We start from the raw sequence: 11970 nt of genomic DNA on the forward strand, positions 1-11970 counted from the left end.
TAAGAGGTACAGAGCATGCCGCGCCGTAGTGACCTTTCATCCGTCCTCGTGATCGGCTCCGGCCCGATCGTGATCGGGCAGGCGGCCGAGTTCGACTACTCGGGAACCCAGGCCTGTCGCGTCCTCAAGGCCGAGGGCCTTCGGGTCATCCTGGTCAACTCCAACCCGGCCACGATCATGACGGACCCGGAGATCGCCGACGCCACCTACGTCGAGCCGATCACCCCCGAGATGATCGAGAAGATCATCGCCAAGGAGCGTCCCGACGCCCTCCTGCCGACCCTGGGCGGGCAGACCGCGCTCAACGCCGCCGTCGACCTGCACGAGGCCGGAATCCTGGCCAAGTACGACGTCGAGCTCATCGGCGCCAACATCGACGCCATCCAGTCCGGCGAGGACCGCGAGAGCTTCAAGGGCATCGTCGAGCGCATCGGCGGCGAGTCCGCCCGCTCGCGCATCTGCCACACGCTCCAGGAGTGCCTGGACGCCGCCGAGGAACTGGGCTACCCGGTCGTGGTCCGCCCCTCCTTCACCATGGGCGGCGCCGGATCCGGCTTCGCCCACGACGAGGCCGAGCTGCGCCGTATCGCCGGTCAGGGCCTCGCGCTCTCCCCGACCACCGAGGTGCTCTTGGAGGAGTCCATCCTCGGCTGGAAGGAGTACGAGCTGGAGCTGATGCGCGACACCAACGACAACGTGGTGGTCGTCTGCTCCATCGAGAACCTCGACCCCATGGGCGTGCACACCGGTGACTCCATCACCGTCGCCCCGGCCATGACCCTCACCGACCGCGAGTACCAGAAGCTCCGCGACATCGGTATCGCGGTCATCCGCGAGGTCGGCGTGGACACCGGCGGCTGCAACATCCAGTTCGCCGTCCACCCCGCCACCGGTCGGATCATCGTCATCGAGATGAACCCCCGCGTGTCCCGCTCCTCGGCCCTGGCCTCCAAGGCCACCGGCTTCCCGATCGCCAAGATCGCGGCCAAGCTCGCCGTCGGCTACACGCTGGACGAGATCCCCAACGACATCACCCGGGAGACCCCGGCCAGCTTCGAGCCCACGCTCGACTACGTGGTCGTCAAGGTGCCCCGCTTCGCCTTCGAGAAGTTCCCCGGCGCCGACGGCGGTCTCACCACCACCATGAAGTCGGTCGGCGAGGCGATGGCCATCGGCCGTTCCTTCCCCGAGGCCCTTCAGAAGGCCATGCGTTCCCTGGAGAAGGCCGGCGTCGGTCTGACCTGGGCGGGCGAGCCCGGCGACAAGGAGGAGCTGCTGCGTTCGGCGGCCCGTCCCACCGAGCACCGTCTGCGCCAGGTGCAGCAGGCCCTGCGCGCCGGCGCCACCGTCGAGGAGATCCACGAGTCCACGAAGATCGACCCGTGGTTCCTGGACCAGATGCTCCGTCTGGAGGAGATGGCCCGCGTCCTGGCCGCGGCCGGCAAGCTCGACGAGGAGCTGCTGCGCGAGGCCAAGGGGCTGGGCTTCTCCGACGTCCAGATCGGTGAGATCACCGGCAAGCACGAGGACGTCGTCCGCGAGCTCCGGCACGCTCTGGGCGTCCACCCCGTCTACCTGACGGTGGACACCTGCGCCGCCGAGTTCGAGGCCCGCACCCCGTACCTGTACTCCAGCTACGACGAGGAGACCGAGGTACCCACCGGGGACCGGCCCAAGATCATCATCCTGGGCTCGGGCCCCAACCGCATCGGTCAGGGCGTGGAGTTCGACTACTCCTGCGTCCACGCCTCCTTCGCGCTCTCCGACGCCGGGTTCGAGACCGTCATGGTCAACTGCAACCCCGAGACGGTCTCCACCGACTACGACACCAGCGACCGGCTCTACTTCGAGCCGCTCACCCTGGAGGACGTCCTGGAGGTCGTGCGCGCGGAGCAGGCCACCGGACAGGTCGCCGGCGTCATCGTCCAGCTCGGCGGTCAGACCCCGCTGGGCCTGGCCCGCCGCCTCCAGGAGGCCGGTGTCCCGATCATCGGCACCAGCCCCGAGGCCATCGACCTGGCCGAGGACCGCGGCGAGTTCGGCAAGGTCCTGGCCGACGCCGGACTGCCCGCGCCCAAGTACGGCACCGCCTACTCCTTCGAGCAGGCCAAGGCCGCCGCGGACGAGATCGGCTACCCCGTCATGGTCCGCCCCTCCTACGTGCTGGGCGGCCGCGGCATGGAGATCGTCTACAGCGAGGCGATGCTCGCCGACTACATCGAGCGCAACGCCGAGGTCAGCCCGGAGCACCCGGTCCTGATCGACCGTTTCCTGGACGACGCCATCGAGATCGACGTCGACGCGCTCTACGACGGCCACGACCTGTACCTGGGCGGGGTCATGGAGCACATCGAGGAGGCCGGGATCCACTCCGGCGACTCGGCGTGCACCCTGCCCTCCATCACCCTGGGCCGGGAGGACATCGAGCGGATCCGCTACTCCACCGAGGCGATCGCCCGAGGCACCGGGGTGCGCGGCCTCATCAACGTCCAGTACGCGCTCGCCTCGGGTGTCCTGAACGTCCTCGAGGCCAACCCGCGCGCCTCCCGCACGGTGCCGTTCGTCTCCAAGGCCACGGCGGTCCCGCTGGCCAAGGCGGCCGCCCGCGTCATGGCCGGGAGCACCATCGCCGAGCTGCGCGCCGAGGGCATGCTGCCCGCCCAGGGCGACGGCGGCGACCTGCCCGCCGACGCTCCGGTGTCGGTGAAGGAGGCCGTGCTGCCCTTCAACCGGTTCATCGACAAGCACGGTGAGGGCGTCGACACCATCCTCGGCCCGGAGATGCGCTCTACCGGCGAGGTCATGGGTCTGGACACCGAGTTCGGTCCGGCCTACGCCAAGTCCCAGCTCGCGGTCAACGGGACCGTGCCCACGCAGGGCCGGATCTTCGTATCGGTCGCCAACCGGGACAAGCGCTCGATGATCTTCCCGGTCAAGCGCCTGGCCGACCTGGGCTTCGAGATCCTCGCGACCGAGGGGACCGCGGTGGTCCTGCGCCGCAACGGCGTTCAGGCCACCGTGGTGCGCAAGCACAGCGCGGGCACCGGCCCCGACGGCGAGCCCACCATCGTGCAGCTCATCCACGACGGAGCCGTCGACCTGATCGTCAACACCCCGTTCGGCAGCGCCGGCCAGGCCGGCCCGCGTCTGGACGGGTACGAGATCAGGACCGCGGCCATCGTGCGCGGCGTTCCCAGCGTCACCACGGTGCAGGGTCTGGCCGCCGCCGTCCAGGCGATCGAGGCCCGCGTGCGCGGTGACATCGGGGTGCGTTCCCTTCAGGAACACGCCCAAGCGCTCACGGCGGAACGTCAGGGCTCCTAGGCTGTAGCCGGTCCGGGTGTCGTGGGAGAATCCCGCGACACCCGGACCACGAGGCGATGAGTCTAGAGAGGCTGCCACGAGACATGAGCGACAACGGACCGGTGCAGATCAGGTGCCCCGTGCTGAACGTGCGCAGGGTGGACGCCTACTACGCCATCACCGTCGTCGCGCCGGGGATAGCCGAACGGTTCCGGTCCGGGCAGTTCGTATCGGTGGGGGTGGGCGGCGACCACTCCAGCACGCTGCTGCGCCGCCCCTTCGCCGTCCACGACGTCAAGCCCGACTACGGCGGCACCGTCGAGTTCCTGTTCTCGGTGCGCGGTACCGGGACCGCATGGCTGGCCGAGCGCAGATCGCGGGACCTGCTGGACGTGGTCGGACCGCTGGGACGTCCCTTCCCCCTGCCCAGGGACCCGGTCAACTGTGTCCTGGTGGGCGGTGGATCGGGGAGCGCCCCGCTGTTCCCCCTGGCCCAGTCGCTGCGTCGACGGGGCTGCCGTGTGGACTTCGTCCTGGGAGCGGCCTCCTCCGACCGTGTGTTCAGCGCGATCACCGCGCGCCGGATCGCCGAGACGGCCACCTTCACCACCGACGACGGTTCCTTCGGGACCAAGGGGCGGGTCACCGACGTCCTGGGACGGGTGATCGAGGAGGCCCGCTCCGACGCGGTGTACGCCTGCGGACCCATGCCGATGCTGCGCTCGGTCACCCAGGTGGCCGGCGACCACGGCGTCCCCGTCCAGGTCGCGGTGGAGGAGACCATGGCCTGCGGTATCGGGATCTGCATGACCTGCGTGATCCCGGTGGTGGGGGAGGACGGCATCACGCGGATGGTGCGCTCCTGCGTCGACGGCCCGGTCTTCCGGGGCGAACAGGTGCGCTTCGACGACGTGGGCACGATCCCCTTCGACGCCTTGGGCGCGCCCGGTTGGAAGGGGTCGAGCGCGGCCCGGGCGGCGGAGTCGACCCGGGACATCGCCTGACGAGGACGGTTCTCCCATGACAGGGCCGGCGACCTCGGTCACCGGCCGTAGAAGGCCACGAGCGAGCGAAGGCACGTGAACGCAGACCTCAGGACCAGACTGGGATCCCTGACGCTTCCCAACCCGGTGGTGACCGCCGCCGGATGCGCGGGGTCGGGACGTGAGCTGGCGCAGTTCTTCGATGTGGCGGAGATCGGTGCCGTCACCACCAAATCGGTCATGTTGGAGCCGCGGGCGGGGCGACCGTCGCCGCGGATGGCCGAGACCCCGAGCGGGATGCTCAGCACCATCGGGATGCAGGGCCCGGGGGTGGACGTCTTCCTCCAACGGGACCTGCCATGGCTGCTCTCCCGCGGGGGGAGGGCGATCGTGTCCATCGCCGGATCGGGGGTCGCCGAGTTCGGAGAGCTGGCCCGGCGGATCTCGGAGGCCGACGGGGTGGACGCCATCGAGGTCAACCTCTCCTGCCCGGATCCGGCCGACCCCTCCGGGCGGCACTTCGCCGACGACCCGGCCCAGGCCGCGGCGGTGGTCCAGACGGTGCGCTCGCACGCGCGTTCGGGGCTTCCGGTCCTGGCCAAGCTCGCCGCCGACGTCCCCGACGTGGTGAAGTTGGCCGAGGCCTGCATCGGGGCCAGGGCCGACGGGTTGACCATGATCAACACCCTTCGGGGGATGAGCGTGGACACCCGCACGCTGCGCCCGGCCGTGACCGGGGGGATGGGCGGGCTCTCCGGCCCGGCGATCCGCCCGCTGGCGGTGGGGTGCGTCTACCGCGTCCACGAGGCCTTCCCCGAGGTGCCGATCGTGGGCGTGGGCGGCGTGCGGACCGGTACCGACGTCCTGGAGTTCATGGCGGCCGGGGCCAGCGCGGTCGCGGTGGGCACGATGAACTTCTCCGACCCCTCGGCGTGCGCGCGGATCCTGCGCGAGTTCACCGAGGTGCTGGAGGCGCGGGACGTGACCCGGGTCGCGGACCTGGTGGGCATCGCCCACAGGACGGGTATGTGAACCTCGGGCGCTTCGGGGCGTCCTGACCGGCCTGAACGGCGCTGAGGTGGCTCTGTGTGGCCGAACGGACGCTCCCGGCTTTCGGGGGTGGGTCCACGGAGTGAGACCGGCTACGGCCGTCTGGGCGGCCGTTACGTGGAAGTGACGTGGATCGGGCGCATGAAGCGCCCGATCCTGGGAACCGCACACCTTGATGGTGTGCACATGACAGTGGATGTGCATTCGTAAGCACGTTCGGCCGAACGGCGGCGAGTGCAGGACCCCGGATCCTCCGGGCACACGATTGGAGAGATCGACATGACCGCGCCTTCCGCGCCCATCGCCGTCGCGATCGACGCCGACGACATCGAGACGGCGGCGACCTGGGCCTCCGCGGTCGCGCCGCACGTGAGCACCGTGAAGGTGGGGCTGGAGCTGTACCTGCGCTACGGCCCCGAGGTGATCAGCGCCGTGCGCGGGGCCAATCGGGTCGGTGTCTTCCTCGACCTCAAGCTGCACGACATCCCGGCGACCGTCGCCGGAGCGGCGCGCAGCGTCGCGGGGTTGCGTCCTTCGATCCTGACCGTCCACGCGAGCGGGGGAGCGGACATGGTCCGGGCCGCGGTCGAGGCGGCCCCGGACACCGAGATCGCCGCCGTGACCGTGCTGACCTCGATGAACGAGACGGACCTGGAGCAGGTGGGGCTGCTGGGGCCCGCGCGGGACGCGGTGCGCCGCCTGGCCGCGCTCGCGGTGGGGGCCGGCGCCCGCGCGCTGGTGTGCTCGCCTCAGGAGGTGGGGCTCGTCCGTTCGGAGGTGGGCCCCGACATCAGGCTGATCACCCCGGGCGTGCGTCCGGTCGGGGCTGACCGGGGCGATCAGTCCCGGGTGGCGACCCCGGAGGAGGCGATCGAGGCGGGGGCGGACCTTCTGGTCATCGGCCGGCCGATCACCCGGGCGGCCGATCCCGGGGCGGCGGCGGCCTCCATCGCCGCGGCGGTGCGTCGGGTCGGCGCCCGGGGTTGAGGGGTTCGCGGTGGCGGGGAGGGAACGGTCGAGAATCCAGGTCGTCACATTGGTTCGCAGCCGTCCCATCACGCACGGTTGTGGGTCACAGACGGTAAGGAAATAGGCGTGTCCAAAACCAGGAAATCGTCGCGAAGAGTGACCCGGGTCACCCCTGGGTGACCTGCGCTGGTGGCACGGTTTCCCAGCTCGGCAATCGGGACCTAAGTCCTGATTTTCGTCTCTGACCGCAATGGCCTGGTGACGGTGAGTAGTTCCTTCGATGAAATAGCCCTTGAAAGGGCACTTTACGTTGCCTAACAGGGGTCAGACCTACTAACTTGCGCAGGCGTCCGCCCTCTACAAACGAGTAGAAAACCGAGGTGACCCGGCGTGGCCCTTCCTCCCCTCACACCCGAGCAGCGCAGCGCGGCTCTCGAAAAGGCCGCCAAGGCCAGAAAAGAGCGCGCTGAGGTCAAGAACAAGCTGAAGAACGGTGGCATCTCGCTGTCCGAGGTGCTCGCCGACAGCCTCAAGGACGAGGTCATCGGCAAGATGAAGGTTTCGGCTCTGCTGGAATCCCTTCCCGGTGTCGGCAAGGTTCGCGCCAAGCAGATCATGGAGCGGCTCAACATCGCTGAGTCGCGCCGTGTCCGGGGCCTGGGTACCAACCAGCGTGCCGCCCTGGAGAGCGAGTTCGGCGACCTCACCAAGTAACGACCGAGTACGGTCGAGACACCGGACGGCGTGTCCCCCATAGACGCGTGACGGTCCCCCGCTCCCCGCGGGGGACCCGACGGTGAGGCATGTAACCCCGCGGCCGCGGTCGGCGGAACGGGTGGGCCCCAGGTCACACCCCGTCCGTCGCACCGCGGCCCGGTGGTATAAAGGGATCTTCCCGCGACCGTACGCGACACGCCCGCGGCGTGCGCGTGAGCCGTCCCCGCGGCGAGGCGCCGGATCACGAGGTGGGTTCCGGTGGCCGGCGATCGGCCGGTGGCCCGCCGCGCGGCGCAGACGCCGAATGGAAACCTGAGACTCACATGCCTGCGCAGAACGCGGACCAGTCCCGTCCCGTCGCCAAACGATTGACCGTCCTGTCCGGCCCCTCCGGGGTCGGCAAGAGCACGGTCGTCGCCCACCTGCGCGAGGTCGACCCCGACGTGTGGCTTTCGGTGTCGGTGACCACCCGCGCCCCCCGCCCCGGCGAGCGGGAGGGTGTTCAATACCACTTCGTCACCGACGAGGAGTTCGACCGTCTGATCGAACAGGGTGAACTCCTGGAGTGGGCCTGCTTCGCGGGCAACCGCTACGGCACTCCCCGCGGCCCCGTCCAGGAACGCCTGGACTCCGGGGTCCCCGTCCTGTTGGAGATCGAACTCCAGGGCGCCCGCCAGGTCCGGGAGTCCATGTCCGACGCTCTGCACGTCTTCCTCGCCCCGCCCTCCTGGGAGGAGCTGGTCCGCAGGCTCACCGGCCGGGGCACCGAGTCCGACGAGGTCATCCAGCGCAGACTGGAGGCGGCCAAGGTCGAGCTGGCCGCGGAGAAGGAATTCGACACGACCCTGGTCAATACGTCCGTACAGGAAGTGTGCGACGAGCTGCTAGCGTTGATGACCGCGCCCAAGGTGTGATAGCGGCCAGACCGGAACCGACCCTCCGGTCGCCCTCCGCCGGGCCCGACATCCGTCCCATCCGATCCACGTCACGGCTTCACGACGAGCCGGAGACCGTCCCTGGGGGTAACGAAGTGGCTGGTACCGAGCCCGTCGCCGAAGGCATCACCAACCCGCCGATCGACGACCTGCTGGAGTGCGTCGACAGCAAGTACAGTCTGGTCACCATGGCCTCCAAGCGGGCCCGACAGATCAACGCCTACTACGCCCAGCTGGGCGAGGGCCTGCTGGAGTACGTCGGCCCGCTGGTCGAGACCCAGGTCCAGGAGAAGTCCCTGTCCATCGCCCTGCGCGAGGTCAAGGCCGGCCTTCTCACGGCCGAGCCCTACGAGGGCAACTGAGCCTTCCCCGTCCCCGAGGGGGCGGACCGACCGCGCCCGTCGCACCCCCGCAGAGGGAGTGCGGCGGGCGCGGCCTGGTAGAACACTGGGTGTGAGTGACACAGAATCCCTTCCCCAGGTGGTCCTCGGCGTCGGCGGGGGCATCGCCGCCTACAAGGTGTGCGAGCTGCTGCGCCGACTGACCGAGTCCGGTCACGGTGTCCAGGTCGTACCGACCGACGCCGCCCTGCGCTTCGTCGGCGAGCCCACCTGGGCGGCCCTGTCCGGCCGCCCCGTCGAGACCGGGGTGTGGGACCGGGTCCACGAGGTTCCGCACGTGCGGATCGGCCAGAACGCCGACCTCGTGTTCGTGGCCCCCGCCACCGCCGACATCATGGCCAAGGCCGCGGCCGGGATCGCCGACGACCTGTTGACCAACACCCTTCTCACCGCCCGCTGTCCGGTCGTGTTCGCTCCGGCGATGCACACCGAGATGTGGGAGCACCCCGCCACCCGGGCCAACGTGGAGACGCTGCGCTCGCGTGGGGCCGTCGTCCTGGAACCGGCCGTGGGCCGTCTCACCGGGGCCGACACCGGTCGCGGTCGACTGCCCGACCCCTCCGAACTGTTCGAGGCCGCCCGTCTGGTGCTGCGCCGCGGCGCGGTCGCCCCCGACCTGGCCGGCCGTCGCGTCGTGATCTCCGCCGGAGGCACCCGCGAGGCCATCGATCCCGTACGGTTCATCGGCAACCACTCCTCCGGACGGCAGGGCTACGCCCTGGCGCGTACCGCCGCGGCCCGGGGCGCCGACGTCACCCTGGTGGCGGCCAACGTCGACCTGCCCGATCCGGCGGGCGCGAGGGTGGTCCGTGTCTCCTCGGCGGTCGAACTGTCCGAGGCGATGGCGGCCGAACGCGCGGGCGCCGACGCCGTGGTCATGACCGCCGCCGTCGCGGACTTCCGCCCGGTCACCAGCGCCGCGTCCAAGATCAAGAAGTCCGGTGCGGCCCCGGCCCCCATCGAACTGGTCGAGAACCCCGACATCCTCGCCGGGCTGGTCGTCGACCGGGAACGGGAGAGGCTGGAGCAGACCATCGTGGGGTTCGCCGCCGAGACCGACGACGTGATCGCCAACGGTCGGGCCAAACTGGCCCGCAAGGGCTGTGACCTGCTCGTGGTCAACCAGGTCGGCGGGGGCCGGGCCTTCGGCACCGAGGACAACCAGGCCACGGTCCTGGCCTCGGACGGAGCCGTCGTGGACATTCCCACAGGTCCCAAGGAGGCGTTGGCCGATCGGGTCTGGGATCTGGTGGTCGAACGCCTCCCACGCGGGGCCCGCTGAGGTCGCGAGAACCCTCGGAGCAGTGGGTCTTCGCCGGAATCCGGGAAAAATCCCCCGGTGCCACGCTGGATTCCTACCACCGAGTACGACACACTGCCAACGGGTGTCCGTTCGTGGTCGGCGACGCCGATCACAGGGCGCCCGTCCCCACCGGTCCCATTAGAGTGGACGATAACCAACCGCGTCGGTCGGTATTGACCGCCCCCGGCAGGCAGCCGAGGACGTGCCGGAACCGCCGACACATGTCAGCCAGCAGCCGCTGCAAGGAGTCACGCAACGTGTCCCGCCGCCTTTTCACCTCCGAGTCGGTCACCGAAGGCCATCCCGACAAGATGGCCGACCAGATCAGTGACGCGATCCTCGACGCGATGCTCACCACCGATCCCGGCAGTCGGGTCGCGGTCGAGACGCTGATCACCACCGGTCAGGTCCACATCGCGGGTGAGGTCACCACCCAGACCTACGTCGACATCCCCGCCATCGTGCGCGAGAAGATCCTCGAGATCGGCTACGACTCCTCCGCCAAGGGGTTCGACGGTGACTCCTGTGGGGTCAACGTCTCCATCGACGCGCAGTCCCCGGACATCGCCCAGGGCGTCGACACCGCCTACGAGGCGCGTGTCGAGCACGAGGACGACGTCCTCAACCGCCAGGGCGCCGGCGACCAGGGCCTGATGTTCGGCTACGCCAACCGTGAGACCCCCGAGCTCATGCCGTTGCCGATCAAGCTGGCCCACGCGCTCTCCGAGCGGCTCTCCCAGGTCCGCCGGGACGGCACGGTGCCCTACCTGCGTCCGGACGGCAAGACCCAGGTCACGGTCGAGTACGAGGGCCAGACCCCGGTCCGCCTGGACACCGTCGTGGTCTCCAGCCAGCACTCCGCCGACATCAACCTCGAGGAGATGCTGACCCCGGACATCCGCGAGCACGTGATCGAGCCGGTCGTGGCCGCCTACGGTCTGGACTCCGACGACTACCGTCTCCTGGTCAACCCGACCGGTCGGTTCGAGATCGGCGGTCCGATGGGCGACGCCGGTCTGACCGGTCGCAAGATCATCGTGGACACCTACGGCGGCTACGCCCGTCACGGCGGTGGCGCTTTCTCCGGCAAGGACCCGTCGAAGGTCGACCGTTCCGCCGCCTACGCCACCCGTTGGGTCGCGAAGAACATCGTCGCCGCCGAGCTGGCCGAGCGCGCCGAGGTCCAGGTGGCCTACGCGATCGGCAAGGCCCACCCGGTGGGTGTGTTCATCGAGACCTTCGGCACCGAGCGGGTCGCCCCGGAGCTGATCGAGAAGGCCGTCAAGGAGGTCTTCGACCTGCGCCCGGCCGCCATCGTTCGGGACCTGGACCTGCTGCGTCCCATCTACTCCAAGACCGCCGCCTACGGTCACTTCGGCCGCGAGCTGGAGCAGTTCACCTGGGAGCGCGCCGACCGCGCCGAGGCGCTGCGGTCGTTCGTGGGCCACTAGGAAGAACACGTCGAGGGGCGGACGTCTGTGAGGGCGTTCGCCCCTTCGGTGTGTTCCGGACATTCCCCGCATGGCGACTATCCAGCACCGGCTACAAAGTGTTATCACTTATGTACTTTTAGTTATTTGATATGTCGCTATGAGGAAGGGGAACATCATGGCCGTGCCGGCGACGATGTCGGCGGTCGCTCTGGCCGCGTTGATCGCCCTGCCCGGGCAACCGATCCCGGAGGAAGAGGGGCCGGTGCCGGGGGCCGGAGACCTCCACATCACCGTCACGGACGAGGCCGAGGACCGTCTGTCCCCCGGGGACCGGGTCGAGTACACCGTCAAGGTGCGCAACTCGGGCGGCGAAGCGCTCCCCGAGGCCCGGATCACGTCCTTCCTGCCCGACTCCATGCGCTACGTCGAAGGGGCCCCCGAAGGGGTCGAGACCGGACGCGCGACATGGGAACGGCCGCTGGAGGCGGGGGAGAGGGCCACGCTCACCATGACGGCCGAGGTCGTCGCGGTACCGGAGCGAGGAGCGCGGCCGGTCTCGACCGTCTGCCTCTCCCCCTCCGCCGAGGCCGCGCTGGTCTCCTGCGCCTCCTCCGTCCACCACGTACCGCGCCAGATCCCCCTGATGTGGATCGCCGCGGCTCTGGGCGCGGCACTGATCCTCGCGGTCGCGGCCGGTGGTCTCCTCCGTCTCCGGAGCGTCCGCCGTCCCCGACCCGAACCCGAGCCCGAACCGTCCGCCGAGCACGGCCCTGGAGAGGTGCCCGACATCCACGCCTTCCCGGGCCGGGCGTCCGTGCATCATCTGGACGCCCACCGCTGACCGGACCGGGGCCGGATACGCGAACGGGCCGCGCC

The 11970-nt window shown here is 69.8% G+C and carries 10 protein-coding genes; all 10 read left to right on the forward strand.

Annotated features, from left to right (window positions below; all coding sequences use genetic code 11):
• Positions 1–15 precede the first annotated feature (15 nt).
• The 10 genes from carB to TR33_RS15250 all read left to right on the forward strand — a co-directional run bounded on the left by carB (position 16) and on the right by TR33_RS15250 (position 11935).
• On the forward strand, positions 16–3324 hold the full coding sequence (gene carB, locus TR33_RS15205) for a carbamoyl-phosphate synthase large subunit (protein ID WP_017535133.1): 3309 nt from the start codon (positions 16–18) through the stop codon (positions 3322–3324).
• An 83-nt stretch (positions 3325–3407) separates the two neighbouring features.
• Positions 3408–4307, forward strand: a complete 900-nt coding sequence (locus TR33_RS15210) for a dihydroorotate dehydrogenase electron transfer subunit (RefSeq protein ID WP_017535134.1) — start codon at positions 3408–3410, stop codon at positions 4305–4307.
• A 75-nt stretch (positions 4308–4382) separates the two neighbouring features.
• The gene (locus TR33_RS15215) at positions 4383–5318 is read left to right on the forward strand and encodes a dihydroorotate dehydrogenase (protein WP_014908621.1); all 936 of its coding nucleotides are present in this window, start codon (positions 4383–4385) and stop codon (positions 5316–5318) included.
• Between the two features lie 297 nt (positions 5319–5615).
• Positions 5616–6323 (forward strand): orotidine-5'-phosphate decarboxylase, encoded by a 708-nt coding sequence (gene pyrF / locus TR33_RS15220; RefSeq protein WP_026125104.1) that lies wholly within the window; start codon positions 5616–5618, stop codon positions 6321–6323.
• A gap of 372 nt (positions 6324–6695) precedes the next feature.
• Complete coding sequence (gene mihF, locus TR33_RS15225) at positions 6696–7019, forward strand: integration host factor, actinobacterial type (RefSeq protein WP_014909177.1); 324 nt, start codon at positions 6696–6698, stop codon at positions 7017–7019.
• A gap of 326 nt (positions 7020–7345) precedes the next feature.
• Positions 7346–7936: a guanylate kinase gene (gene gmk, locus TR33_RS15230; protein ID WP_017535136.1), complete on the forward strand. Its 591-nt coding sequence runs from the start codon at positions 7346–7348 to the stop codon at positions 7934–7936.
• A 116-nt stretch (positions 7937–8052) separates the two neighbouring features.
• Positions 8053–8319, forward strand: a complete 267-nt coding sequence (gene rpoZ, locus TR33_RS15235; protein ID WP_017535137.1) for a DNA-directed RNA polymerase subunit omega — start codon at positions 8053–8055, stop codon at positions 8317–8319.
• 118 nt (positions 8320–8437) lie between these two features.
• Positions 8438–9640, forward strand: a complete 1203-nt coding sequence (coaBC, locus tag TR33_RS15240; RefSeq protein WP_026125105.1) for a bifunctional phosphopantothenoylcysteine decarboxylase/phosphopantothenate--cysteine ligase CoaBC — start codon at positions 8438–8440, stop codon at positions 9638–9640.
• A gap of 278 nt (positions 9641–9918) precedes the next feature.
• Positions 9919–11112 carry a methionine adenosyltransferase gene (gene metK, locus TR33_RS15245; RefSeq protein WP_014912028.1) on the forward strand — a complete coding sequence of 398 codons (1194 nt, stop codon included), beginning with the start codon at positions 9919–9921 and terminating at the stop codon, positions 11110–11112.
• Between the two features lie 157 nt (positions 11113–11269).
• Positions 11270–11935 carry a DUF11 domain-containing protein gene (locus TR33_RS15250; protein ID WP_017535139.1) on the forward strand — a complete coding sequence of 222 codons (666 nt, stop codon included), beginning with the start codon at positions 11270–11272 and terminating at the stop codon, positions 11933–11935.
• Positions 11936–11970: the final 35 nt, after the last annotated feature.

The sequence above is a fragment of the Nocardiopsis alba genome, from assembly GCF_000710955.1.
GTDB lineage: Bacteria > Actinomycetota > Actinomycetes > Streptosporangiales > Streptosporangiaceae > Nocardiopsis > Nocardiopsis alba.